Here is a 23,916-nt window from a genome sequence, read left to right as displayed (position 1 = left end):
CGCGACGCGGCCCCCGCGCGTCCCTCCCGCTACGCTCGTGGGCGTGACCGAGGACCACTACTTCACCGCGCGGCCCGCCTCCGCGGACGAGCGCCGCACCATCCGCGTGACCCTCGCGGGGCGCGACGTCGAGGTGGAGACCGCGCCCGGCATCTTCTCCCCCGGCCACGTCGACCTCGGCACCCAGGTGCTGCTGCGCGCGGTGCCCGAGCCGCGCGGCGCGCTGCTCGACATCGGCTCCGGGTGGGGGCCCATCGCGCTCGAGGCGGCCCTCCGGGGCGCATCGTCCGTCACCGCCGTCGACGTCAACGAGCGCGCGCTGGACCTGCTGCGCCGCAACGCGGCCCGGCTCGGGGTCGCCGTGGACGCGTGCCTGCCGGGCGAGGTGCCGGCGGACGCGACGTTCGACACGATCTGGTCCAACCCGCCCATCCGCATCGGCAAGGACGCGCTCCACGCGCTGCTCGCGACGTGGCTGCCCAGGCTCGCGCCGGGCGGCGAGGCGTTCCTGGTGGTGCAGAAGAACCTGGGCGCCGACTCGCTCGCGACGTGGATCGCCGCTCAGGGGTGGGGCGCCGTCGAGAAGATCGGCAGCTCGAAGGGCTTCCGGGTCCTGCGCGTCTCCGCGTAGCCGCGCGTCAGGCGCGCGGCCGCCACTGGTTGGCGCGCTCGCCGCGCGCGGCCTTCTCGGCCGTCTCGGCCACCCGCCGCGCGCGCGTCTCCGGCCGCTTGGCCTGCACGATCCACTGCAGGATCGCCTTGCGCGCCGAGGGCGGGAACGCGTCCCACCGCTCGCGCGCGCCCGCGAGCCCGTCGAGCGCGGCGACCAGGTCCGGCGGCTCGGTCGCGTCCTCGACCTCGTCGAGCAGCGACCAGGAGCCGTCGGCCCTCGCGCGGTCGATCACCGCGCGCCCGGCCTCCGTCATGAGGCCGGCCTCCTCCAGCTCGGCGACGCGGACCTTGTTGGGCCGCGCCCAGCCCGACCCGGGCCGGCGCGGCGCGCAGTAGTGCATGGTCCGCTCGGCGTCGAGCGCCCTGCCCTTGGAGTCGACCCAGCCGTGGCACAGCAGCGCGCGCACGAGCGCGTCGTAGTCCATCGGGACGTGGCCGTGCGCGGCGCGCCAGCGCACCACCCACACGCCGGTCTCCCGCGCGCCGTGCTCGGCGAGCCACGCGCGCAGGTCGGCGCCGTCCTCGGGATGGATGCGGGGGACGCCGTCGTCGCCGGGCTCGACCGGGTGCATCGTCAGGCGGGCGCCTCGACGTCGCCGGTCGCGACGAGCACCGCCGGCCCCTCGAGCACGGTGGACCCGCCCTCGATCCGCACCGTCACGAGCCCGCCGGGCACCTCGACGTCCCAGACGTCGGGCGCGCCCGCGCCGGCCCACGCCCGCATCGCCAGCGCGACGGCGCACGCGCCCGTGCCGCACGAGCGGGTCTCGCCCGAGCCGCGCTCGTGGACGCGCATGCGCACGCGGCCGCGCACCTCGCCGCCGACCTCGGCGTGGCCCAGGGCGACCGCGAACTCGACGTTGGTCCCGTGCGGCGGGACGGGGTGCACGCGCGGCGCCGCCGCGAGGTCCAGGCCGGCGAGCTCCTCGAGGCTCTCGAGCGCGACGACGTGGTGGGGGTTGCCCATGTCGACGCTGAGCGCCGGCCGGATCCCCTCGAGCCCCGTCGCGGCGACCTCGGAGTCGAAGCCGTCCGTCGCGTCGCCGATGCGGTACTCGCCCATCCCGATCGCGTAGCGACCGCCCGCCAGGGAGGTCACGGTCCGCGGGCCGCCACGGGTGACGAACTCGAGGCCGCCCGACAGGTCCTCCCCCGCCTCGGCCTCGAGGAACGCGCCGAAGACGCGCGCGCCGTTGCCGCACATCTCCGAGGTGGTGCCGTCCGAGTTCCAGTAGTCCATGAACCACGCGTCGCCGTCGCGCACGGCGCGGATGACGCCGTCGCCGCCGATGCCCGCGCGCCGATCCGCGAGGAACCGCACGAGCTCGGGAGTGAGGTCGGTGTCGCCGGCGGGGTCGAACAGCAGCACGAAGTCGTTCTCCGTGCCGTGGCCCTTGGTGAATCTCATGGGCCCAGCGTAGTCAGGAGCGGGCCTCGACCTCGGCGACCAGGGACGATGCGTCGGCCGCGGCCCGCGTGACGTCGCCGTGGTCACGGGGCGCGCCGATCCAGCGCACGCGCGGGTCGGGACGGAACCACTGGGCCTGCTTGCGCGCGAGACGGCGGGTGTGCTGCTTGATGAGGTCGCGCGTCGCGTCAGCGGCGAGCTCGCCGTCGAGGTGGCGCAGCGTCTCGGCGTAGCCGACGGCGCGGCGGGCGGTCACCCCGTCGCGCAGGCCGCGCGCCTCGAGGGCGCGGACCTCGTCCACGAGCCCCTCGGCCCACATCGCGTCCACGCGGGCGTCGATGCGCGGGTCGAGGAGCGCGTAGGGCAGGTCGAGCGCGATGGTCAGCGCGGGCGCGTGGTACTCGTGGCGCGGCAGGCTGCTCTGGGTCGACCCGGTGAGCGCGATGATCTCGAGCGCCCGCACGAGGCGCTTGACGTTCTGCGGCGGGATCTTCGCGGCCGTCTCGGGGTCGAGCGCGGCGAGCTCGCGGTGCAGCACGCCGGGCCCCTCCGCCTCGGCACGGGCCTCCAGCGAGGCGCGCAGCTCGGGGTCGGTGCCGGGGAACTCGAAGCGGTCCAGGAGCGCGCGCAGGTACAGGCCCGAGCCTCCGACGACGATCGCGCGGCGCCCGCGCGCGTGGATCGCGGCGATGTCGGCGCGCGCCTCCTCCTGGAAGCGCGCGACGGACGCGTCCTCGTGGACGTCGAGCATGTCCATCTGGTGGTGCGGGATGCCGCGCCGCTCCCCGACGGGCAGCTTCGCGGTCCCGATGTCCATGCCGCGGTAGAACTGCATGGAGTCCGCGTTGACGACCTCGCCGTCGAGCGCCTCGGCCAGGCCGAGCGAGAGCGCGGACTTGCCCGTCGCGGTGGCGCCGACGACCGCGACGATCACCGGCGCATCGTCCACCGGCACCTCAGGCCCGGCGCAGGGCCGGCATGCCGAGGCCCACGGGGCCCGCGGGTGCGCCGCCGCCGGTCCCGCACGAGTCCCCGCCGTGGTCGTGGTCGTCGCCCTGGGCCGCGTCCCACGCGTCGCCGGCGCGCGTGCGGCGCACGGCGTACGGTCCGCCGTCGAGGCCGGAGTCGGCGAGGAGGTGGTGCGGCGCGCCGTGCGTGACGCGGACGGTGACCATGTCGCCGGGGCGCGGCACGTCGGCGCCCTCGGGCACCGCGAAGTGGACGAGGCGGTTGCCCGGCTCGCGGCCGCTCATGCGGGCGGAGTCGCCGTCCTTGCGGCCGCCGCCGTCGAGGACCATGAGCTCGAGCTCGCGGCCCACGAAGCGCTGCGAGTCCTCGAGCGTGATGCGCTCCTGCAGCGCGATGAGGCGCTCGAAGCGCTCCTGCACGACGGCCTTGGGCAGCGGCTCGAGCTCGTAGGCGGGCGTGCCGGGGCGCGGCGAGTACTGGAACGTGAACGCCGAGGTGAAGCGCGAGGCCTCCACCACGCGCATCGTCTCCTGGAAGTCCTCCTCGGTCTCGCCGGGGAAGCCCACGATGATGTCGGTGGTGATCGCGGCGTCCGGCATGGCCGCGCGGACGCGCTCGATGATGCCGAGGTAGCGCTCCGAGCGGTACGAGCGGCGCATCGCGCGCAGCACCCTGTCGGAGCCCGACTGCAGGGGCATGTGGAGGCTCGGCATGACGTTCGGGGTCTCGGCCATCGCCTCGATGACGTCGTCGGTGAACGCGGCCGGGTGGGGCGAGGTGAAGCGCACGCGCTCGAGGCCGTCGATCTCGCCGCACGCGCGCAGCAGCTTCGCGAACGCGCCGCGGTCGCCGAACTCGACGCCGTAGGAGTTGACGTTCTGGCCCAGCAGCGTGACCTCGACGGCGCCCTGGGACACGAGCGCCTCGACCTCGGCGAGGATCTCGCCCGGGCGGCGGTCGCGCTCCTTGCCGCGCAGCGACGGCACGATGCAGAACGTGCAGGTGTTGTTGCAGCCGACCGAGATCGACACCCAGCCGGACGCGATCGCGTCGCAACGCGACGGGAGCGTCGACGGGAAGACCTTGAGCGACTCCTCGATCTCGACCTGCGCGGCGGCGTTGTGGCGCGCGCGCTCGAGCAGCACGGGCAGCACGTCGATGTTGTGGGTGCCGAACACGACGTCGACCCACGGCGCGCGGCTGACGATCTCGCCGCGGTCCTTCTGGGCCAGGCAGCCGCCTACCGCGATCTGCATGCCGGGGCGCTCGGCCTTGACGGACGCGAGCTGGCCGAGGTTGCCGTACAGGCGCGTCGCGGCGTTCTCGCGGACGGCGCACGTGTTGATGACGACCACGTCGGCGACGTCGGCGCCCGCGGGTGCGGCGGTGTAGCCGGCTCCCTCGAGGAGGCCGGCCATGTGCTCGGAGTCGTGCACGTTCATCTGGCACCCGAGCGTCCTGACGAGGTACGTGGGGGCGAGGGAAGTCTGGGTCATTGCCTAACCTGCGACGGCGTCCGCGCGAAGCTCGCGGATCACGGTCACCTTGATCTCTCCGGGGAAGGTGAAGTCCTTGCTGATGTGCTCGGCAATTGTACGCGCCAGCGCCTGGGTCCCCGCGTCGTCGACCTCGTCCGGCTCGACGATCACCCTCACCTCGCGGCCCGCGGCCATCGCGAGGGCGCGCGTGACGCCGTGGTGCTCGAGCACGATCCGCTCGAGGTTCGCCATGCGGTTGACGTACGCGTCGAGGTCCTCCCGGCGGGCGCCCGGGCGCGACGCGGACACGGCGTCGGCGATCTGGACGATGACCGCCTCGAGGGAGTCGGGCGCGACCTCGTCGTGGTGCGCCGCGATCGCGTTGACCACCCGTGGCTCCTCGCCGTGCTCGGCGGCGAAGCGCGCACCGAGCGCGGCGTGCGTGCCCTGCTGCTCGTGCGTGAAGGCCTTGCCCAGGTCGTGCAGCAGCGCGCCGCGGCGCGCGATCTCGACGTCGGCGCCGATGAGGGTCGCGATGTCGGCCGCGATCTGCGAGGTCTCGACGAGGTGGGCGAGGACGTTCTGGCCGTACGAGGTGCGCAGGCGCAGGCGTCCGAGCACGTCGACGATCTCGGTGGGCACGCCCGACACGCCCGCCGCCGACAGGGCGTCGAGCCCCGCGGCGCGGTGACGCTGGAACGCGCCGGCGACGGCCCTGGCGTAGGCGGCCTCGACGCGCTGCGGCTGGATCCTGCCGTCCTCGACGAGGGCCGCGAGCGTCACCTCGGCGATCTCGCGCCGCTCGGTGTCGAAGCTGGACAGCTGGACCGCGTTGACGCCCTCCTCGACGATGACGTTGACGCCCGTGAGTGACTCGAAGGCACGGATGTTGCGGCCCTCGCGGCCGATGATGCGGCCCTTCATCTCCTCGCTGGGCAGGTCGATCCAGGAGGTCGCGTGCTCGGCCGAGGAGGGCGACGCCTGGCGCTGCATCACCTCGACGAGGATCTCCCGCGCACGGTCCTCCGCGGTCGCTCGGGTGCGCTTCTCGATCACTCGCAGCGCGCCCTCGGAGTCGGCGCGCGCCTTGTCGATCAGCTGAGCGGTCAGCGCGGCACGCGCCTCCTCGGGCGTGGTGCGGGCGGCGGCGGCCAGCGCCGCGGTGCGGTCCTCCTCGATGCGCGCGCGCTCGACGACGAGCCGCTTCTCGTCGCGCGCGACCACCGCGGCGCGCTCCTCGAGCGCGCGCGCGTACTGCTGCGCATGCCGATGGTCGCTCGCGACCTCCTTCTCGCGCTGGAGGCTGTGCTCCTCGCGGCGCTTGGCCTCGGCCATGCGCGCCTGGGCGTCCTCGCGCAGCATCGAGGCCTCGGCGCGGGCGGCCTCGCGCTCGGCGCGCGCCTCGCGCCGCGCGAAGGCGACGAGCAGGAGCGCGACGAGGCTCGCGCCGAGGAGCAGCAGCACGATCACTGACTGGGTCATCTGCTGATGCTCCTCCTTCGCCCGGGCATGTCAGTACCCGCCATCCTCCTCATCGGCACGTCGCAAGTCTTTCACGAGTGCGAATGCGACCGACGGGGCGTATCCCTTGCGCCCGAGCATCGCGACGACGCGCCTGGTGCGCACGTCCTCGGGGTGCGCGGCGAGCTGATCCCAGCGCCGGCGCGCGAGCGCGGCCGCCCGCTCGCGCTCCTCGTCGTCGTCGATCTGGCCGAGCGCGGCACCGATGGCGTCCTCGTCGAAGCCCTTGCGCGCGAGCTCCTGACGGATCGCGCGGCGGGACTGGCCGCGCTCGGAGTGGCGCGTGCGGACGATGGTCGCGGCGAGCGCGGCGTCGTCGACGAGCCCGACCTCCTCGTAGCGCGCGACGATCTCCCCTGCGAGACCCGGCTCGACGCGCTTGGCGACGAGGGCGTCCCGGAGCTGGCTCGCCGAGCGCGAGGCGCGCGTGAGGATCCCCAGCGCGATCTCGCGCGCCTTCTCCGGATCGGTGACGGGAGGCGGCGGGGCGTCCTCCCCGGCGGACGCGCGCCGCGAGCGGCGGCGCCCGGCCGGGGGGTCGTACGGCTCGGTCATGCCTTAGGCGTCGGCCTTGCCCTTCTTGGCCGCGGGCGCCTGGGCGTCCGCGGGGTCCTGGCTCTCCTCGCCGACGGGCACGCCGACGCCGAGCTTGGTCTTCACCTTGCGCTCGATCTCGTCGGCGAGCTGCGGGTTGTCCTTGAGGAAGTTGCGGGCGTTCTCCTTGCCCTGGCCCAGCTGGTCGGACTCGTACGTGTACCAGGCGCCGGACTTCTTGACGAAGCCGTGCTCGACGCCGAGGTCGATGATGCCGCCCTCGCGGGAGATGCCCTGGCCGTAGAGGATGTCGAACTCGGCCTGCTTGAACGGCGGGGCCATCTTGTTCTTCACGACCTTGACGCGGGTGCGGTTGCCGACGGGCTCGGTGCCCTCCTTGAGGGTCTCGATGCGGCGCACGTCGAGGCGGACCGACGCGTAGAACTTCAGCGCCTTTCCACCCGTGGTGGTCTCGGGGCTGCCGAAGAACACGCCGATCTTCTCGCGCAGCTGGTTGATGAAGATCGCGGTGGTGCCCGTGGTGTTGAGCGCACCGGTGATCTTGCGCAGCGCCTGCGACATGAGGCGGGCCTGGAGGCCGACGTGGCTGTCGCCCATCTCGCCCTCGATCTCGGCCTTGGGCACGAGCGCCGCGACCGAGTCGATGACGAGGATGTCGATGCCGCCCGAACGGACGAGGATGTCCGCGATCTCGAGCGCCTGCTCACCCGTGTCGGGCTGCGACACGATGAGGTTGTCGATGTCGACGCCGAGCTTGCGCGCGTACTCCGGGTCGAGGGCGTGCTCCGCGTCGATGAACGCGGCCGTGCCGCCGAGCTTCTGCATGTTCGCGACCGCGTGGAGCGCGACGGTCGTCTTTCCCGAGGACTCGGGGCCGTAGATCTCGACGATGCGGCCGCGCGGCAGCCCGCCGATGCCGAGCGCGATGTCCAGCGCGAGCGAGCTCGTGGGGATCGCCTCGACCGGGACCACGGTCTTCTCGCCCATGCGCATCGCGGATCCCTTGCCGAACTGGCGGTCGATCTGTCCGAGCGCGGCCTCGAGCGCCTTCGCGCGGTCCTGTGCCTGTGCCATGTCGCTTCCTCACATCCATCCGGGGCAGGTCTGCCGTATGTCGAGGACGACGCTACGCCGACCCTCCGACACCGGCGTCGAGACCGCCGCCCCGGCGAGGGACGGACGCGCCTCACGGTGTCCTGGGGACCACAGTAATCGAACGCTTGTTCGAGCGCGAACGACACGCCGGAGCGTCGCGCCGGACGATGCGCGGCGGGCTCAGCGGGGCGGCGGCACCATGCGGCGGTCGTCGCCGCCGTCGCGGCGGTCGAGCGGCACGCTCATCTCCTCGCACCACGCGTGCCACACGTCGCGCGGGGGCACGCCCGCCTCGAGCGCCTGGGCGGGCGTGAGGGAGTCGAGCCCGGTGAGCGCGAGCTCGCGCGCGAGGGTGCGCGAGTAGGCGGGCCCGAAGACCGCGTCGGCCAGGGACCAGAGCTCGCTGAGCCGCACGCCCTACCGGGAGCGCATCGAGCTGAGCAGCTCGGGCACGGTGTCGGGGATCGCCGGCATGACGGGCACGGCGGAGAGCGACTCGGCCGCGGCGAAGCGGTCGGACACCTCGCGCAGGATGGTCGACATGGGCATGTCCAGGGCATCGCAGATCGACGCGAGGAGCTCGGACGAGGCCTCCTTCTGGCCGCGCTCGACCTCGGACAGGTAGCCGAGGGACACGCGCGCGCCCGAGGAGATGTCGCGCAGGGTCTTGCCCTGCGTCAGGCGCGCGTCACGCAGCACCTCGCCGATCTCGTTGCGAAGCACGGGCATGCGCCCTCCCCTCATCGTCGTCATCCGGCCCTGATCCATGCTGACACAACGCACCATACCCCAGGCTTGTTCCGACCCGGTCGCGTGCCTGTTACAGCGAGGTGACATCCCGCGCAAGGGACGCAAGCACCAGTCCGAGCGCGGCGTCGACCGCGCCGGCGCGCACCGCGTCGCGGTCGCCGTCGATCTCGACCAGGCGGCTCGCCGCGCCGGCCGGACCCGCGACGGCGACGTGGGCGCGCCCGGGCGGGGCGCCGTCGTGCGCCTCCGGGCCGGCCGCGCCCGTGGTCGCGACGCCGAGGACGGCGCCCGTCGCGTCGCGGACCCCGCGGGCCATCGCCTCGGCGACGTCCGCGGAGACCAGCCCCGCGCGCGCGATGAGGTCGGGATCCACGCCGAGGAGCCGCGCCTTCATGTCGCCTGTGTAGGCGACGATGCCGCCGCGCACCACCGCCGAGGCGCCCGGGACGGACACGAGGGCAGCGCACAGCGCGCCGCCGGTGAGCGACTCCGCCGTCGCGATCGTCACGCCCGCCTCCCGCAGCCGCGCGACCACGTCGTCAGGCCGAGGCACGTCCGCCCGTCCGTGACGCGCGCGCCGCCTGCAGGATCTTCACGGTGTAGTCGACACCGGTGACGAGGGCGAGCGCCGTCGCGACGAGGAGGACCCACCATGCGGCGTCGTCGACCCACGCCGGCGTGCCCGGCAGCAGGTAGAGCCAGATCGCGAGGAGCTGGGCCATGGTCTTGAGCTTGCCGCCGGGCGAGGCCGCGATGACCGTGTCGGAGGCGACGAGGAGGCGGCCCACGGTCACCCAGATCTCGCGGACGGCGATGATCGCGACCGGCCACCACGGGATCCCGTCGACCGCGACGAGCACCACGAGCACGCCCAGCACGAGCGCCTTGTCGGCGATCGGGTCGGCGAGCTTGCCGAACGGGCTCACCACCGCCCAGCGGCGCGCGAGGTAGCCGTCGAGGAAGTCGGTCGCCGCGGCGATCATGAAGAGGATGAGCGCCCACGTGCGGGCGGGGCCGTCGGCGCCGCCGTCTGCCGCGAGCAGCACGAGCACCACCGGCACGAGCACGAGGCGCACGACGGTGAGCGCGTTGGGCACTGCGGAGGTCACGGACACACCCTAATGCGCGCGACGGGTCGCGGCGCGCGCCCGAGCGCGCACGGAGGCGCGTCCGGCGGCGGGATAATCGACGCATGCCCCCTCTCGTCGGACCCGGTCACGCGCGCCGTCGCGGCGCCCGCCTGGCCTCGGCCGCGGTCGCGGTGCTGGTCGCCGCCGCCGGCTTCTCGGCGGGGCTCCTGAGCGCGCGGCAGCTGTCCCCCGCCGACACCGTCGCCGCGGCACCGACGGAGATCGCGGCGCCGGTCGCATCGTCCACCCGCACGCCCAGCCCCGAGCCGAGCGTGAGCGTGACGCCGTCGCCGGAGCCGCCCGAGCCCGTGCGGTTCACGCTTGTCGCGGCGGGCGACGTGCTGCCGCACACGCCCGTCGACGACTCCGCGAGCACGGCGGGCGGCTACGACTTCACCGCCCTGATGACGGGCGTCCGGCCCTACATCGAGGGCGCCGACGTCGCGATCTGCCACATGGAGGTGCCCGTCGCGCCGAAGGGCGTCGCGCCGTCGGGCTACCCGATCTTCTCCGCCCCGTCCGCGCTCGTGCGGGACCTCGCGGCGGTCGGCTGGGACGGCTGCTCGACCGCATCGAACCACAGCGTGGACCGCGGCACGGCGGGCGTCGACGCCACGCTGGCGGCCTTCGAGCGCAACGGCCTGCAGCACGCCGGGACGGCGCGCGACGCCGACGAGGCCGCCCAGACCGCCTTCTACGACGTGCGCGCGGGCGACCGCACGGTGCGCGTCGCGCACGTCAGCTTCGCGTACGGCACCAACGGGATGCCGGTCGCGCACCCGTGGGAGGTGAACCTGTTCGACGCGGACGCCGCCGACGCGTCACCGATCATCGCGGCGGCGAAGAAGGCCCGCAGGGCCGGCGCCGACGTGGTCGTCGCGTCCGTGCACTGCTGCGTCGAGTACCGCACGGCCCCCACCGACGCGCAGCGCGAGATCGCCCGCCAGATCGCGAGGTCGGGCCAGGTGGACCTCTACATCGGCCACCACGCCCACGTGCCGCAGCCGATCGAGCTGCTGCCCGGCGGCCCGTCCGGCACGGGCATGTGGACGGCGTTCGGGCTCGGCAACTTCCTGTCGAACCAGGACGGATGGTGCTGTGTGGCGGACACGGCGAGCGGCGAGCTGCTGAGCGCGACGTTCACGGTGGACCCGGACGGCGCCGTCGCGGTCGACGTCGGCTGGACGCCGATCACCGTCGACCGCCGCGACTCCCACGCGATGCACGTCCTCACCGACATCCCCGACGGGGCGGGCACGCTGAGCGCGGCCGAGGTCGCGACGCGGCTGGCCGCGGTCCGCGCGGCCGCGGGCGAGGAGGCGCCCGAGGTCGACGCCCCGGTGACGGCGCTGGCCGACGAGGTCACGACGACGCGCGCCGCGAAGTCCTCCTAGCGGCGACGATGCGGCGGCGGGTCGGCGATCAGCGGTCGCCGAGCACCGGCTCGGGCTCCGCGGGGCGCGGGTCGATGAGGCTCGTGCCCGTGTGCGGGTGCTGCGACAGGGCGGTCGCGGCGGGCTGCGCGACGCCGAACAGCCACCCCTGCCCGTACCGCCAGCCGCAGTCCGCGAGGAACTGTGCCTGAGCCTCGGTCTCGATGCCCTCGGCGATGGTCGCGAGGCCCAGCTCGCGGGCCAGCGCGCCGAGCGCGCGGGACACGCGGGCGCCGGCGGGGTCCTCGGGGATCCCGGCGACGAAGGACATGTCGAGCTTGACGCCCGACACCGGCAGGTCGCGCAGGTACGACAGCGGGGACACGCCCGTGCCGAAGTCGTCGAGGAGGATCGGCACGCCGGCGTTCCGAAGCTCGGTGAGCTCGTGGCGCACGCGCGTGTTGGGGGCGACGATCGACGCCTCGGTCAGCTCGATGACCATGCGCTGCGGGCTGAGGTGGTGACGCCCGATCGCGGCGAGCACCCCGTCCGCGAAGGCCGAGTCGCCCAGCTGGTCGGCGGAGACGTTGAGGGACACCCACACCGTGTCGGAGGGCGAGCGCTCGAGGAACTGCGCGGCCTGCTCGACGAGCGCCGCGCCCAGGGTGCTGGCGAGGCCGCGGTCGTCGATGAGCGGCAGGAACGCGCCCGGCAGGAGGAGCCCCCGGGTGGGGTGCTGCCAGCGCACGAGCGCCTCGTACCCGACCACCGTCCGGCTCGTCAGCTCGAGGATGGGCTGGTAGTGGAGCACCAGGTCGCCGTTCTCGATCGCGCGCGCGAGCTCCGCGGCGAGCGCGGTCTGGTTGTCGTCCGCGGTGCGCATCGACGGCTCGAACACCTCGGTGCGGCTCTTGCCGGCGGCCTTGGCCCGATACATCGCGGCGTCGGCGGCGCTCAGCAGCGCCGCTCCCCCGCCGGCGGCCGTCTCCTCGTCCGCCATCGCGATGCCCAGCGATGCCGCCAGCTGGATCTGGTGGCGCTTGACCGCGAGCGGGGCGCGCAGGCCGTCGTGGATCGCGGCCGCGATGTCGAACAGGGCCTTGGAGCAGTCCGGGTCCTGCACCGCGATGACGAACTCGTCGCCGCCCAGGCGGGCCACCGTGCCGCGGCCGCCCGTCGCGGCGCGCAGCACGCCCGCGACGTGGACGAGCGCGTTGTCGCCGATCGCGTGGCCGAAGCGGTCGTTGAGGCCCTTGAAGCCGTCGAGGTCGACGGCGATGACGCCGACGCGGGAGTCCGCGTCGGGCTGCGCGAGCAGGTCGGCCAGCACCTCGTGGAACAGGTTGCGGTTCGCGAGGCCCGTGAGCGGGTCGTGCATCGCGCGGTGCTGCATGAGCTCGGAGCGCATGCGGACCTCGGTGGTGTCGCGGACGTGGACCACGTAGTGGTCGGGGGCGCCACCCGCGTAGCGGACCAGGCCGACGTCGAGGACGGCCCACACGACGTTGCCGTCGGTCTTGACGTAGCGCTTCTCGACGGAGAAGTGGTTCTGGTGGCCCTCGTACAGCCGCTGGAGCTGGTCGCGCTCGGCGTGGAGGTCCTGCGGGTGCGACAGGGCGCTGAACGGGGTGCCCCGCAGCGCCGCGACGGTCGAGCCCATCATCTCCGCGAAGGCGCGGTTGACCTCCATGAGGCGCCACTCGAGGTCGACGAGCGCCATGCCGGTGGGCGCGTTCTCCATCGCGCGGCGGAACTGCGCGTCGGACCGGCTGAGCGCCTCGGCTGCCTCGCGCAGCCCCGTGGTGTCCATCACGGTGACGACGCTGAGCGACCGGCCGCCGTTCGCATCGTCCACCTGGCGCGAGCGGACGTGGAGCCAGCGGATGTCGTCGACGCCGCGACGTCCGGGCACGCCGACCACGCGAGGCCGGCCGTCCTCGGTGCGGGAGAACGCCTCGCCCGGGAGCATGGGCCGCATGTGGGCGTCGACCGCGCGCACCGGCAGGCGGGTGAGCGCCATGCCGACGGTGTCCGCGGGCCGCAGCCCCAGGATCGCGCAGGCGAGATCCGAGATCAGCGCGACCTCGCCCGTCGGGGTGACGATGATGACGCCGTCGCGCGACGAGCTCATGACCGCGTCGAACTGGCGGCGCAGCGACCGCTCCTGCGCGAGCGCCGAGTCGCGGGCCGCCCGCTCGCGCCCCGATCGCCAGAAGAAGTAGAACGCGCTGAGCGCGAGCATGATGAGGAGCGCGCCGAGCGCGGCGATGAACGCCGGCTGCGCGAACAGGTCTAGGACTCCGCCCATTCCCCGTCCTCAGGCTCGTCGTATGCGGTGATCGAGCCCACCGTAGCGCCCGACTCCCCTCGTAGGACAGCAAGAGTGGACGCAAGTTCGTCAGGTGTGACCAATACGTCACGAGCCTTCGATCCCTGCGACGGGCCCACGATCTCGCGGGTCTCGAGGAGGTCCATGAGGCGGCCGGCCTTCGCGAAGCCCATCTTGAGCTTGCGCTGCAGCATCGACGTCGAGCCGAGCTGGGTCGTGATGACCAGCTCGGCGGCCGCGAGGAGGTCGTCGAGGTCGTCGCCGATGTCCTCGGCCACGGCCGCGGGGCCCTGCGCGGGCTGCAGCACGTCGTCGCGGTAGTCGGGGTCGCCCTGGCGCTTGGAGTGCTCGACGGCGTTGTGGATCTCGGTCTCGGTGACCCACGAGCCCTGCACGCGCATCGGCTTGGACTCCCCCATCGGCATGAACAGGGCGTCGCCCTGCCCGATGAGCTTCTCGGCGCCGGGCATGTCGAGGACGACGCGCGAGTCGGCGAGCGACGACGTCGCGAACGCCAGGCGCGACGGCACGTTGGCCTTGATCGTGCCCGTGATGATGTCGACCGACGGGCGCTGCGTCGCGAGGACGAGGTGGATGCCGGCCGCGCGGGCGAGCTGCGTGATGCGCTGGATGGACTCCTCGACGTCGCGCGGGGCGACCATCATGAGGTCCGCGAGCTCGTCGACGATCACGAGCAGGTAGGGGTACGTCTTGATGCGGCGCTCGGACCCGGGCAGCGGCTTGACCTTGCCCGCGCGGACGGCCTTGTTGAAGTCGTCGATGTGCTTGAAGCCGAACAGCGCCAGGTCGTCGTAGCGCATGTCCATCTCCTTCACCACCCACTCGAGGGCCTGCGCGGCCTTCTTGGGGTCGGTGATGATGGGCGTGATGAGGTGCGGGATACCCTCGTAGATGGTGAGCTCGACGCGCTTGGGGTCGACGAGCACCATGCGCACCTCGTTGGGCGTGGCCCGCATGAGGATCGACGTGATCATCGAGTTGACGAACGACGACTTTCCCGCGCCCGTCGCACCCGCGACGAGCAGGTGGGGCATCTTCGCGAGGTTGGCCATGACGTAGCCGCCCTCGACGTCCTTGCCGATGCCGATCGACATGGGGTGGTCGTTGCGCGCGGCCACGGGCGAGCGCAGCACGTCGCCCAGCGCGACCGTCTCGCGGTCGACGTTGGGGATCTCGATGCCGATCGCGGACTTGCCGGGGATGGGCGACAGGATGCGCACGTCCGCGCTGGCGACCGCGTAGGCGATGTTCTTGCTCAGCTGCGTGATCTTCTCGACCTTCACGCCCGCGCCGAGCTCCACCTCGTAGCGGGTGACGGTCGGGCCGCGCGTGAAGCCGGTGACCTCGGCGTCCACGCCGAACTGGTCGAGGACGTCGCGCAGCGACGCGACCACGCGGTCGTTCGCGGCGGAGCGCTCCTTGTGAGGCGCGCCCTGGATGAGGAGGTCGAGCGGCGGCAGCGCGTAGGGGACGGTGCTCTCGAGCTCGCCCTGCTCCCCCGCGGGGACGATGTGCGTGGCCGGGGGCGCGTGGACCTCGCCGGGGACCTCGATGAGGGTGGTGGCGGCGTCGGGCCCCGCGGGCGCTTCGTCCCAGGGCGCGGGCTCGTCCCATGCGGACGCGTCGGGAGCGTCCCACGGCGCGGGCTCCTCGCCGACGGCGTACGGGGAGATCTGCTCCGTCACGGCGCGGCGCGACTCCTCGCGGCCGGGTGCCGCCGCGGGCTCGACGGTCGCGGCCTTGTCGAACGCCTCGTCGGCCTCGTACGCGTCGATGACCTGCGTGGGATCCGGCTCCTCGCCGTGCAGCGCCTTGTCCAGCATGCGCTTCGCGCGGCCCTTGGTCCTGGGCTCCTTCGGCTCCTTGGGGGCGCGCTCGCCCTTGCGCTCGAGCGTGCGGTGCTCGGGCAGGTCGAGCGCGTCGTCGCCGTCGGCGTCGTCGTGGTCGTGGCCCTCGCGGACCTTCTCGACCACCTCGCCCACCCACTGCGCGGCCTCGCGCACCGAGATCCCGGCGATGACCAGGAGCGAGAGCAGCGCGAGGAGCACCAGCACCACCACCGCGAGGGGCGCGGTGACCAGCGCCGCGAGCGGCGTGCCGACCGCGAGCCCGATCACGCCGCCGGCCGCCTGCAGCCCCGCGAGACCGTCGTGCAGGCTCGGGCGCCCGTGCGCGATGTGGATGATGCCGTCGAGCGTGATGGCGAGCGCGAGCGCGCCGAGGGTGATGCGGTGGTTCGCGTTCTGCTCCTGCGGGGCGCGCATGAGGCGCACGGCGAGGACCATGAGGACCACCGGCAGCCCGTACGCGAGCACGCCGAACAGGCCGGCGCCGGCCCAGTGGATCGCGGTGCCCGCCCAGCTCGTCAGCTGGAACCACTCGCGCGCGGCGATGAGGATCGCGAGGATGACGAGGATGATCGCTGCCCCGTCGCGACGGACCGCGGGCGGCACGTCGCGCGCGCCGTGGCCGATGCCACGCACGGCGGAGCCGACCGCGTTCGCCGTTCCCTTGCCGATCGCGCGCAGGGCACGCAGCAGCGCCGGCGGGCGGCGCTTGGCCTGCGCGGAGGAGCGGCTCGACGCGGGCCGTCGAGCTTGCTGCGTCCTCGGCGCGGGTCGGGACTGTCGTGTCTGTGCCATGGCACAGCACGGTAGCGCGACCCACCGACGGCGGCGGGTTGCCACCCCGCCCGGCCCCCGCATCGTCCCCCGGAGGGACGATGCGGGGCTCGGCTCACGCCTCGACGACCACCGGGATGATCATCGGGCGGCGGCGCAGCTTGGTGCCCACGAAGCGGCCGAGGACGCGGCGCGCGACCTGCTGCAGCTGGTGGGTGTCGGTGGAGCCGCCCTTGGCGGCCTCCTCGATGGCCTTCTTGATCTCGGGAAGGATCGTGTCGAACACCGAGTCGTCCTCGGCGAGGCCGCGGGCGTGGACCTCGGGGCCGCTCACGACGCGACCGTTGGAGGAGTCGACGACCGCGAAGACGGACACGAAGCCCTCCTCCGACAGGATCCGACGGTCCTTGAGCTCGGCGTCGGTGATCTCGCCGATGGACGAGCCGTCGACGTAGACGTTGTGCACCTCGACGGCGCCGACGACGCGCGCGACGCCGTCCTTGAGGTCCACGACGGTGCCGTTCTCCGCGAACATGACGTTGTCGCGCGGGACGCCGGTCCTCATGGCGAGCGCGCCGTTGGCGAGCAGGTGGCGCACCTCGCCGTGGATCGGCATGACGTTCCGCGGGCGCAGGATGTTGTAGCAGTAGAGCAGCTCGCCCGCGCTGGCGTGGCCGGAGACGTGCACGCGGGCGCTGCCCTGGTGGACGACGGTCGCGCCGAGGCGCATCAGCCCGTTGATGACGCGGAAGACCGCGTTCTCGTTGCCCGGGATGAGGGACGAGGCAAGGATCACCAGGTCGCCCTCGCCGACGGTGACCTTGTGGTCGCCGGTGGCCATGCGGCTGAGCGCGGCCATCGGCTCGCCCTGGGATCCGGTGGACATGTAGACGACCTGCTCGCCCGGCATGTCGTCGGCCTTCTTCGGGTCGACGAGGATGCCGTCGGGCACGCGCAGGTAGCCCATGTCGGCCGCGATGCCCATGTTGCGCACCATCGAGCGGCCCACGAACGCGACCTTGCGCTGGTGCGCCTCCGCCGCGTCGATGACCTGCTGGACGCGGTGGACGTGGCTCGCGAACGACGCGACGACGATGCGGCCGGTGGCGGTCTGGAACAGGCGGTCGAGCACGGGGCCGATCTCGACCTCGGCGGTCGTGAAGCCCGGCACCTCGGCGTTGGTGGAGTCGACCTGGAACAGGTCCACACCCTCCTCGCCGAGGCGGGCGAAGCCGCGCAGGTCCGTGATGCGGCCGTCGAGCGGCAGCTGGTCCATCTTGAAGTCGCCCGTGTTGAGCACGGTGCCGGCGGGCGTGCGGACGAACACCGCGAGCGCGTCGGGGATGGAGTGGTTGACGGCGAGGAACTCGAGGTCGAACGCCCCGAGCTGCTCGCGCTGGCCCTCCTTCACGGCGAGCGTCACCGGGTTGATGCGGTGCTCCTTGAGCTTCGCCTCGACGAACGCGAGGGTGAGCTGCGAGCCCAGGATCGGGATGTCGCGGCGCATGCGCAGCAGGTACGGGACCGCGCCGATGTGGTCCTCGTGTCCGTGCGTGAGCACGATCGCCTCGATGTCGTCGAGGCGGTCCTCGATGTAGCCGAAGTCCGGCAGGATCAGGTCGACGCCGGGCTGGTGGTCCTCGGGGAACAGCACGCCGCAGTCGATGACGAGCAGGCGGCCGTCGTACTCGAGGACGTGCATGTTGCGGCCCACCTCGCCGAGGCCGCCGAGCGGCACGAGCCGGAGGGTGCCCTTCTCGAGCGCGGGCGGCGGGAGCAGGTCGGGGTTGAAGGTCATGCGGTCTCCGTCAGGGGTGGATGCCGGCGGCCTCGAGGCGCGAGATCAGCGCGTCGTGCTCGTCCGACGTGAGGGGAAGCAGGGGAAGCCGCATCGCGCGGCTCGGGATCACGCCGAGCCAGTGCATCGCGGACTTCGCGGTGATGGCGCCGGGGCCGGAGAACACGGCCTCGTGCACCGGGAGCAGGGACTCGTGGAGGCGCTCGGCCTCCGCGGTGTCGCCCGCATCGTGCGCGGCGATCATCGCCGCGATCTCGTTGCCCACCACGTGGGACGAGACGGACACGACGCCCACGGCGCCGGCCCGGAGGAAGTCGAGGGTGAGCGGGTCGTCGCCGGAGTACCAGGCGAGACCCGTGCGCTCGAGGCGCGCCTTGGCGGCCTCGACGGCGCCGGTCGCGTCCTTGACCGCGACGACACGCGGGTGGTCCGCGAGCACGTCGTACGTATCGTCGGAGATGGCGAGACCCGTGCGGCCCGGGATGTCGTAGAGCATCGCCGGCAGCCCGGTCGCGCCGAGGATCGCGCGGAAGTGAGCGACGACGCCCGCCTGCGTGGGCTTGGAGTAGTAGGGCGTGAGCGCAAGGATGCCGTCGGCGCCCGCCTCCTCGCCCTGCTCGGCCATGCGCACGGCATGAGCCGTGTCGTTCGAGCCCGCGCCCGTCAGGATGCGCACGTCCGGGCCGACCGCCTCCCGCACCGCGACGATGAGGTCCACCTTCTCGGGTGCGTGCGTGGTGGGCGCCTCGCCCGTGGTGCCGGACAGCACCAGGCCGTCCGAGCCGTGCGCGACGAGGAACTTCGCGAGGTCCTGGGCCGCCTTGAGGTCCAGGGCGCCTCCCTCATGCATCGGGGTGACCATCGCGGTCAGCACAGTGCCGAAGGGGCGCATGTCGGAAGTCATGGGGTCAACCTATCGCGCGCGGCGGGTGGCCCGCGGTCACGGTCAGGCGTCCGCGCGCGTCGCCACGGTGAGCAGCACCGCGCAGTCCGTGAGCGCCTCGAGCCCGTGGCGTTCCGGAGGGATGACCAGGTAGTCGCCCGGCTCGAGCGTGGCGCCTGCGGTCGCGGTGGTGAGCTCGACCTCGCCGCTCAGCACGTGGAGCGTCGCCTCCCCCGGGCTCTCGTGGTCGTGAAGGCGGTTCCCGGCCGCGAGCGCGATGACGGTCTGCCGCAGGTCGCTGCCGCGGCCGCCCATGAGGGTGACGGAGTGGCGGCCGCTGGACGATGCGCGGGCGAGCTCGAGCTGCGCGTCGACCACATCGGCCAGGTTCTCCGGTTCCATGCGAGGCTCCGTCCGTCCCCGCCAGTCAAGCGCATCGTCCGCCGGCCCGCACGGCGTACGGGGCGATGTCGGGGGCGCGCCGTACCCTGGACCCGTGACCATCCCCACCCCGTACGAGGACCTGCTGCGCGAGGTGCTGGCCACCGGCACCCCCAAGGGCGACCGGACCGGCACCGGCACCGTCTCGGTGTTCGGCCGCCAGATCCGCTACGACCTGTCTCAGGGCTTCCCGCTCCTCACCACCAAGCGCGTGCACACGCGCTCCATCGTGGGCGAGCTGCTGTGGTTCCTGCGCGGCGACACCAACGTGCGCTGGCTGCAGGAGCGCGGCATCACCATCTGGGACGAGTGGGCGGACGCGGACGGCGAGCTCGGGCCGGTATACGGCCACCAGTGGCGGTCCTGGCCCGCGCCGGACGGCGGCCACATCGACCAGATCACCGAGATCGTCGAGCAGATCCGTTCCAACCCGGACTCGCGGCGCCTCGTCGTATCCGCGTGGAACGTCGCCGACATCCCGCAGATGGCGCTCGCCCCCTGTCACGCGCTCTTCCAGTTCTACGTCGCGGACGGCAGGCTCTCGTGCCAGCTGTACCAGCGATCGGCGGACCTGTTCCTGGGCGTGCCGTTCAACATCGCGTCCTACGCGTTGCTCACCCACATGATCGCCGCACAGACCGGGCTCGAGGTCGGCGACTTCGTGTGGACGGGCGGCGACTGCCACATCTACTCCAACCACGTCGAGCAGGTGGAGCGCCAGCTCGCGCGCGAGCCCTTCCCCTACCCGACGCTGCGCCTCGCGCCGCGGGACTCGCTGTTCGACTACGACATCGAGGACGTGGTGATCGAGAACTACCAGCACCACCCGGGCATCAAGGCGCCCGTGGCGGTCTGAGCGCGTGACGGTCAAGGCGGTCTGGGCACAGGCCAGGGACGTCCACGGGCGCCCGGTGATCGGCCTCGACGGCGCCATGCCGTGGCACCTGCCCGAGGACCTCGCGCACTTCCAGGCGCTCACGCGCGGGCACACCGTCATCATGGGCCGGCGCACGTGGGAGTCGCTGCCCCCGCGCTTCCGTCCCCTGCCAGGCCGCGTCAACGTCGTGGTCACCTCGGGTGACGCTCCCGAGGGGGCCTTCCGCGCATCGTCCCTGGACGATGCGCTGGCCGTCGCGGCGGAGCACGCGCCCGCGGGCGTGCGCTGGGTGATCGGCGGGGCGGGCCTGTTCGCCGAGGCGCTCGCGGTGGCCGAGGCGCTCGAGATCACGGAGATCGACGCGGTGGTGGAGGGCGACACGTTCGCTCCCGACCTCACGGCCGACAACTGGGCGGTCGACGCCTCCACCGAGCCCGCCGTGTCCGCGTCGGGGCTTCGCTACCGCTTCGTGACCTACGTGCCCGCGGAGGGCCACCGCCAGGACTGAGCCGGTGCCGCCGCGCGGCACCATGGCCCCGCGCACGGGTGCCAGGATGAACGCCATGACCTGGACCGTCCCCGCGCGCATCGAGACCGAGCGGCTCGTGATCCGCCGCTACGTCCCCGAGGACGCGGAGGCGATGTCGCGCGTCATCCCGGCGAACCGTTCTCACCTGGAGCGCTTCCTGCCGTGGGCGCGCGCCGAGCCGGTGAGCGAGGAGGAGCGGGCGGCCACGGTCGCGACGTTCATCGCGCAGCACGAGGCGGGCGAGGACTTCCCCATGGGGATCTTCGACGCGGCGACGGGCGAGTACGTCGGCGGCGCGGGCTTCCACACGCGCCGTGGTCCGGGCGTGCTCGAGATCGGGTACTGGATCGCGGCGGCCCACGAGGGGCGCGGGCTGGTGACCGAGGCTGTGGTGGCGCAGACCGCCGTGGCGCTCCTGTACGCGGGGGCACGGCGCGTCGAGATCTATCACGCGCCGGAGAACGTGCGCTCGGAAGCGGTCCCCCGTCGCGCGGGCTTCACGCACGAGGGCCTCGCCGACGCGGACGAGCACGGTCCCGCGGCGGAGCGCTGGGTCGCCGACGTCGCGACGCTGACGCGCGACCCGCTGGCCTCCGCGCCCCTGCCGACGCTGCGCGACGCCGACGGCGCGACGCTCGCGTGGCCCGTCTGGGACGTGCCGGCGCGCGTCGAGACCGAGCGGCTGGTGATCCGCCGGTTCCGCCCCGAGGATGCCCCCGAGGTGTCGCGCGTGATCGCGGCGAACCGCGAGCACCTGGTGCGCCACCTCGCGTGGGCAAAGGACGAGCCCAAGACCCCCGAGCAGCGCGCCGCTAAGATCGCGCTCAACATCGCCCACCACGAGGCGGGGATCGAGTTTCTCATGGGGATGTTCGACCGGGACGGCGGCGCGTACCTGGGCAGCATCGGCCTGCACCCGCTCGACGACCGGCCGGGGCTCGAGATCGGCTACTGGATCGACGCGGAGCACGAGGGCCGCGGCCTCGTGAGCGAGGCCGCCGCGGCGCTCACGCGCGTGGGGCTCGCGTACGCGGGCGCGGAGACCGTCGAGATCTTCCATCGGCCGTCGAACGCCCGCTCCGAGGCGGTGCCGCGCCGGCTCGGCTTCGCCGACGCCGGGCTCACGCGCGACACCGACGACGGGCAGGAGGCGCGCCGCTGGGTCGCCTCGCGCGAGACCCTCGCCGCCGAGCCGCTCGCGACGGCGCCCTTCCCCCGCCTCGCCGACGCCGACGGGCTTCCCCTCGCGTGGGGCCTATGGGACGTGCCGACGCGCATCGACACCGAGCGGCTGGTGCTGCGCCGCTACGAGCCCGGCGACGTGGCCCCCCTGCACGAGTCGATCCTCACCAACCTCCCGCACCTGCTGCCGTTCATCCCGTGGGCGAGGAACGAGCCGCTCTCGCTCGCGGAGCGCGAGGACCTGGTCGCGGAGTACGGCCGGGCCTTCGACACCGGTGAGCAGTTCCGCTTCGCGATGATCGACCGGGCGACAGGCGCGTTCATCGGCGGCGCGGGGCTCCACACCCGCGTCGGGCCGGACGCGCTCGAGGTCGGCTACTGGATCGCGGCGGACCGCGAGGGCGAGGGGCTCGTCTCGGAGGCGGTGCGTGCGCTCACCGAGGTCGCGCTGACGTCGGGCGCGTCGCGGGTCGAGATCTGGTGCGACCCGGGCAACGTCCGCTCGAACGCGGTTGCCGAGCGCTGCGGATACGGCTCGCTCGGCCTGCGCACCCGCGGCGGCGAGACGCTGCACGCATGGGCGGCCGAGGGCCCGTGGCGCGCGTGAGGCTCGACGCGGCCCGGCAGCAGGCGGTCTCGGTCTCGCTCGCGACGGGCGCGTACGGGCTGAGCTTCGGCGCACTGGCGGTGGCCGCCGGTCTCGACGTGTGGCAGACCGCGGCGCTGTCGCTGCTCGTGTTCTCCGGCGGGTCGCAGTTCGCGTTCATCGGGGTGCTGGGCGCCGGCGGTGGGCCGGCGGCGGCGGTCGCGACCTCCACGTTCCTGGGGCTGCGCAACGGCTTCTACGGCGTCGGGCTCGCGCCCGTGCTGCGCCCGATCGCCGGCTGGCGGCGCGCGGCGGCGGCGCAGGTCACCATCGACGAGTCGACCGCCGTCGCGCTCGCCCAGCCCGCCGACGACCTCCCCGCACGCCGCGCCGGCTTCTGGTGGACCGGCATCGGGGTGTTCGTCGCGTGGAACGCGATCACGGTGCTCGGGGCGCTCCTGGGCGCGCGCATCGGCGATCCGCGCGACTGGGGGCTCGACGCGGCGGCGGCCGCGGCGTTCCTCGCGCTCGTGTGGCCGCGCCTGGCCCACCGCCGTGCGCAGGCGGTGGCCGCCGCATCGGCCGTCACCGCGCTCGCCCTCACGCCCGTGGCGCCCGCGGGCATCCCCGTGCTCGCGGCCGCGGCGGTCGCGATCGTCGCCGGCTGGGGCCACCCGCGACCCGAGGAGGTGCCCGAGTGAGCGCGTACGCGTGGACCTGGGTCGCGATCGTCGGGGCGGGCGTGCTCGCGTGGGCGACCAAGCTCGCGGGCCACTCGGTGCCCGAGGCGTGGCTCGAGAACCCGCGCGTGCACCGCATCGCGGCGTTCGTGACGGTGGCGCTGCTGTCCGCGCTCGTCGCGGTGCAGACCTTCGCGACGGGGCGCACGCTGGCGATCGACGCGCGGCTGGCCGCCGTCGCGGTCGCCGCGGTGCTGCTGTGGCGGCGCGCGCCTTTCATCGTCGTGGTGGCCGTGGCCGCGGGTGTCGCGGCCGGGCTGCGCGCGCTCGGGTGGGGCTGAGCCGCCCTAGGCTGGTCCGCATGATCCACGCCGACGTCTCCGCCCGCCCCGCCGTCCCCGGGGACGAGGACGCGATCGCCCTGATCCAGCTCGCCGCGTGGCGCGGCTGGATGGGCGACGCGGTCGACGGCCTTCCTGCCGACGAGGTGCGGGCTCGGTGGGCCGCGGCGATCGTCGCTCCCCCGTCGCGCGACCACCGGGTCTTCGTCGCGTGCGACGGCCCGCGGGTCGTGGGCTTCGCCGCGATCACGCCCGGCGAGGTCATGGCGCTCGAGGTCGCTCCCGAGCACCGTCGCGCCGGTCACGGCTCACGCCTGCTCTCCGCGTGCATCGACACGCTGCGCCTCCAGGGCCGCGACGACGTCCGCGCCTGGTCCCTCGAGGCGGACGATGCGCGCCGCGCCTTCCTGACGTCCGCGGGCCTCGCGGAGGGCGGGCTGCGCCGCACGCTCGAGGGCCCCGACGGCGAGCTCGTCGAGCTGATGTACCGCGCCGCACTGTAAGACCGGCCGCGGGCAGAGCTCTCCCGTGGTCATGCGACGTCGCGTTCGTCGAGGTCGAGGTCGATCTCGAGGCGCACCACCCCGCCCTGGACGGGCGTGCGTGCGGGGTCGACCGATGCCGGCGGGATGAACCAGGGCCTGCCGTCGCGCATCTCCAGCTCCCACCCGGTCGTG

The 23,916-nt window shown here is 73.6% G+C and carries 24 protein-coding genes; 8 read left to right on the top strand and 16 right to left on the bottom strand.

Annotated elements, in window-relative coordinates:
• The first annotated feature begins 43 nt into the window (after positions 1 to 43).
• Positions 44 to 631 carry a class I SAM-dependent methyltransferase gene (locus AOM04_RS12105; protein ID WP_062465052.1) on the top strand — a complete coding sequence of 196 codons (588 nt, stop codon included), beginning with the start codon at positions 44 to 46 and terminating at the stop codon, positions 629 to 631.
• A 7-nt stretch (positions 632 to 638) separates the two neighbouring features.
• On the opposite strand, the gene AOM04_RS12100 is transcribed toward AOM04_RS12105, so the two are convergent.
• The 11 genes from AOM04_RS12100 to pgsA form a co-directional block, all read right to left on the bottom strand.
• On the bottom strand, positions 639 to 1,244 hold the full coding sequence (locus AOM04_RS12100; protein WP_082104629.1) for a YdeI/OmpD-associated family protein: 606 nt from the start codon (positions 1,242 to 1,244) through the stop codon (positions 639 to 641).
• 2 nt (positions 1,245 to 1,246) lie between these two features.
• Positions 1,247 to 2,080, bottom strand: coding sequence for a diaminopimelate epimerase (dapF, locus tag AOM04_RS12095; RefSeq protein WP_062465051.1), 834 nt, complete (start codon positions 2,078 to 2,080; stop codon positions 1,247 to 1,249).
• A 13-nt stretch (positions 2,081 to 2,093) separates the two neighbouring features.
• On the bottom strand, positions 2,094 to 3,014 hold the full coding sequence (gene miaA / locus AOM04_RS12090) for a tRNA (adenosine(37)-N6)-dimethylallyltransferase MiaA (protein WP_228373717.1): 921 nt from the start codon (positions 3,012 to 3,014) through the stop codon (positions 2,094 to 2,096).
• A 22-nt stretch (positions 3,015 to 3,036) separates the two neighbouring features.
• Positions 3,037 to 4,545, bottom strand: coding sequence for a tRNA (N6-isopentenyl adenosine(37)-C2)-methylthiotransferase MiaB (miaB, locus tag AOM04_RS12085; protein WP_062465049.1), 1,509 nt, complete (start codon positions 4,543 to 4,545; stop codon positions 3,037 to 3,039).
• Positions 4,546 to 4,548: 3 nt separating this feature from the next.
• Complete coding sequence (gene rny, locus AOM04_RS12080) at positions 4,549 to 6,009, bottom strand: ribonuclease Y (protein ID WP_062465048.1); 1,461 nt, start codon at positions 6,007 to 6,009, stop codon at positions 4,549 to 4,551.
• Between the two features lie 30 nt (positions 6,010 to 6,039).
• Positions 6,040 to 6,603 carry a regulatory protein RecX gene (locus AOM04_RS12075; RefSeq protein WP_062465047.1) on the bottom strand — a complete coding sequence of 188 codons (564 nt, stop codon included), beginning with the start codon at positions 6,601 to 6,603 and terminating at the stop codon, positions 6,040 to 6,042.
• Between the two features lie 3 nt (positions 6,604 to 6,606).
• The gene (gene recA, locus AOM04_RS12070) at positions 6,607 to 7,677 is read right to left on the bottom strand and encodes a recombinase RecA (protein ID WP_062465046.1); all 1,071 of its coding nucleotides are present in this window, start codon (positions 7,675 to 7,677) and stop codon (positions 6,607 to 6,609) included.
• A 201-nt stretch (positions 7,678 to 7,878) separates the two neighbouring features.
• Entirely contained in the window at positions 7,879 to 8,112 is a 234-nt protein-coding gene (locus AOM04_RS12065) for a DUF3046 domain-containing protein (RefSeq protein ID WP_062465045.1), read from the bottom strand.
• Positions 8,113 to 8,115: 3 nt separating this feature from the next.
• Positions 8,116 to 8,427 carry a helix-turn-helix domain-containing protein gene (locus AOM04_RS12060; RefSeq protein ID WP_062465044.1) on the bottom strand — a complete coding sequence of 104 codons (312 nt, stop codon included), beginning with the start codon at positions 8,425 to 8,427 and terminating at the stop codon, positions 8,116 to 8,118.
• 91 nt (positions 8,428 to 8,518) lie between these two features.
• A complete protein-coding gene (locus AOM04_RS12055) occupies positions 8,519 to 9,001 on the bottom strand; it encodes a CinA family protein (RefSeq protein ID WP_062465043.1) in 483 nt (160 codons plus the stop codon).
• On the bottom strand, positions 8,988 to 9,557 hold the full coding sequence (gene pgsA / locus AOM04_RS12050) for a CDP-diacylglycerol--glycerol-3-phosphate 3-phosphatidyltransferase (protein ID WP_169816445.1): 570 nt from the start codon (positions 9,555 to 9,557) through the stop codon (positions 8,988 to 8,990). Before pgsA ends, AOM04_RS12055 begins: the two co-directional genes overlap by 14 nt.
• An 83-nt stretch (positions 9,558 to 9,640) precedes the next feature.
• Here pgsA and AOM04_RS12045 point away from each other — a divergent pair, with 83 nt between their 5' ends.
• Positions 9,641 to 10,972 carry a CapA family protein gene (locus AOM04_RS12045; protein WP_082104628.1) on the top strand — a complete coding sequence of 444 codons (1,332 nt, stop codon included), beginning with the start codon at positions 9,641 to 9,643 and terminating at the stop codon, positions 10,970 to 10,972.
• 28 nt (positions 10,973 to 11,000) lie between these two features.
• Here AOM04_RS12045 and AOM04_RS12040 read toward each other — a convergent pair whose 3' ends face one another.
• From AOM04_RS12040 to AOM04_RS12020, 5 genes are all read right to left on the bottom strand, one after another.
• A complete protein-coding gene (locus AOM04_RS12040) occupies positions 11,001 to 13,259 on the bottom strand; it encodes a putative bifunctional diguanylate cyclase/phosphodiesterase (protein ID WP_082104627.1) in 2,259 nt (752 codons plus the stop codon).
• Complete coding sequence (locus AOM04_RS12035; protein WP_062465041.1) at positions 13,244 to 15,943, bottom strand: FtsK/SpoIIIE family DNA translocase; 2,700 nt, start codon at positions 15,941 to 15,943, stop codon at positions 13,244 to 13,246. The genes AOM04_RS12040 and AOM04_RS12035 overlap by 16 nt, the downstream gene beginning before the upstream one ends.
• 94 nt (positions 15,944 to 16,037) lie before the next feature.
• Positions 16,038 to 17,720: a ribonuclease J gene (locus tag AOM04_RS12030; protein ID WP_062465040.1), complete on the bottom strand. Its 1,683-nt coding sequence runs from the start codon at positions 17,718 to 17,720 to the stop codon at positions 16,038 to 16,040.
• 10 nt (positions 17,721 to 17,730) lie between these two features.
• Complete coding sequence (dapA, locus tag AOM04_RS12025) at positions 17,731 to 18,624, bottom strand: 4-hydroxy-tetrahydrodipicolinate synthase (protein ID WP_062465039.1); 894 nt, start codon at positions 18,622 to 18,624, stop codon at positions 17,731 to 17,733.
• Positions 18,625 to 18,666: 42 nt separating this feature from the next.
• A complete protein-coding gene (locus tag AOM04_RS12020) occupies positions 18,667 to 19,005 on the bottom strand; it encodes a cupin domain-containing protein (RefSeq protein WP_062465038.1) in 339 nt (112 codons plus the stop codon).
• Positions 19,006 to 19,099: 94 nt separating this feature from the next.
• On the opposite strand from AOM04_RS12020, the gene AOM04_RS12015 reads away from it, so the two are divergent.
• From AOM04_RS12015 to AOM04_RS11990, 6 genes are read left to right on the top strand one after another with little or no spacing between them, the layout of a single operon-like run.
• A complete protein-coding gene (locus AOM04_RS12015) occupies positions 19,100 to 19,900 on the top strand; it encodes a thymidylate synthase (RefSeq protein WP_062465037.1) in 801 nt (266 codons plus the stop codon).
• 4 nt (positions 19,901 to 19,904) lie between these two features.
• Entirely contained in the window at positions 19,905 to 20,429 is a 525-nt protein-coding gene (locus AOM04_RS12010; protein ID WP_062465036.1) for a dihydrofolate reductase, read from the top strand.
• Between the two features lie 55 nt (positions 20,430 to 20,484).
• Positions 20,485 to 22,239, top strand: coding sequence for a GNAT family N-acetyltransferase (locus AOM04_RS12005; protein ID WP_062465035.1), 1,755 nt, complete (start codon positions 20,485 to 20,487; stop codon positions 22,237 to 22,239).
• The gene (locus tag AOM04_RS12000; RefSeq protein WP_062465034.1) at positions 22,209 to 22,919 is read left to right on the top strand and encodes an AzlC family ABC transporter permease; all 711 of its coding nucleotides are present in this window, start codon (positions 22,209 to 22,211) and stop codon (positions 22,917 to 22,919) included. The genes AOM04_RS12005 and AOM04_RS12000 overlap by 31 nt, the downstream gene beginning before the upstream one ends.
• On the top strand, positions 22,916 to 23,239 hold the full coding sequence (locus tag AOM04_RS11995) for an AzlD domain-containing protein (RefSeq protein WP_062465033.1): 324 nt from the start codon (positions 22,916 to 22,918) through the stop codon (positions 23,237 to 23,239). The genes AOM04_RS12000 and AOM04_RS11995 overlap by 4 nt, the downstream gene beginning before the upstream one ends.
• A gap of 20 nt (positions 23,240 to 23,259) precedes the next feature.
• Complete coding sequence (locus tag AOM04_RS11990; protein WP_062465032.1) at positions 23,260 to 23,742, top strand: GNAT family N-acetyltransferase; 483 nt, start codon at positions 23,260 to 23,262, stop codon at positions 23,740 to 23,742.
• The last annotated feature ends 174 nt before the right edge of the window (positions 23,743 to 23,916 follow it).

Origin of the sequence: Demequina soli (genome assembly GCF_000971195.1) — a bacterium.
In the GTDB taxonomy this organism is placed as follows: domain Bacteria; phylum Actinomycetota; class Actinomycetes; order Actinomycetales; family Demequinaceae; genus Demequina; species Demequina soli.
The sequence above is the reverse complement of the archived record's forward strand: the minus strand, read 5'-3'. Positions and strand labels throughout refer to the sequence as shown.

Coding starts and splice junctions, on each gene's coding strand:
- dapA (WP_062465039.1), bottom strand. CDS start 18,624: ATGACTTCCGACATGCGCCCCTTCGGCACTGTGCTGACCGCGATGGTC.
- AOM04_RS12035 (WP_062465041.1), bottom strand. CDS start 15,943: ATGGCACAGACACGACAGTCCCGACCCGCGCCGAGGACGCAGCAAGCT.
- AOM04_RS12040 (WP_082104627.1), bottom strand. CDS start 13,259: ATGGGCGGAGTCCTAGACCTGTTCGCGCAGCCGGCGTTCATCGCCGCG.
- AOM04_RS12005 (WP_062465035.1), top strand. CDS start 20,485: ATGACCTGGACCGTCCCCGCGCGCATCGAGACCGAGCGGCTCGTGATC.
- AOM04_RS12030 (WP_062465040.1), bottom strand. CDS start 17,720: ATGACCTTCAACCCCGACCTGCTCCCGCCGCCCGCGCTCGAGAAGGGC.
- miaB (WP_062465049.1), bottom strand. CDS start 4,545: ATGACCCAGACTTCCCTCGCCCCCACGTACCTCGTCAGGACGCTCGGG.
- AOM04_RS12045 (WP_082104628.1), top strand. CDS start 9,641: ATGCCCCCTCTCGTCGGACCCGGTCACGCGCGCCGTCGCGGCGCCCGC.
- rny (WP_062465048.1), bottom strand. CDS start 6,009: ATGACCCAGTCAGTGATCGTGCTGCTGCTCCTCGGCGCGAGCCTCGTC.
- AOM04_RS11990 (WP_062465032.1), top strand. CDS start 23,260: ATGATCCACGCCGACGTCTCCGCCCGCCCCGCCGTCCCCGGGGACGAG.
- dapF (WP_062465051.1), bottom strand. CDS start 2,080: ATGAGATTCACCAAGGGCCACGGCACGGAGAACGACTTCGTGCTGCTG.
- recA (WP_062465046.1), bottom strand. CDS start 7,677: ATGGCACAGGCACAGGACCGCGCGAAGGCGCTCGAGGCCGCGCTCGGA.
- AOM04_RS12075 (WP_062465047.1), bottom strand. CDS start 6,603: ATGACCGAGCCGTACGACCCCCCGGCCGGGCGCCGCCGCTCGCGGCGC.
- AOM04_RS12000 (WP_062465034.1), top strand. CDS start 22,209: ATGGGCGGCCGAGGGCCCGTGGCGCGCGTGAGGCTCGACGCGGCCCGG.
- AOM04_RS12100 (WP_082104629.1), bottom strand. CDS start 1,244: ATGCACCCGGTCGAGCCCGGCGACGACGGCGTCCCCCGCATCCATCCC.
- AOM04_RS12060 (WP_062465044.1), bottom strand. CDS start 8,427: ATGCCCGTGCTTCGCAACGAGATCGGCGAGGTGCTGCGTGACGCGCGC.
- AOM04_RS12020 (WP_062465038.1), bottom strand. CDS start 19,005: ATGGAACCGGAGAACCTGGCCGATGTGGTCGACGCGCAGCTCGAGCTC.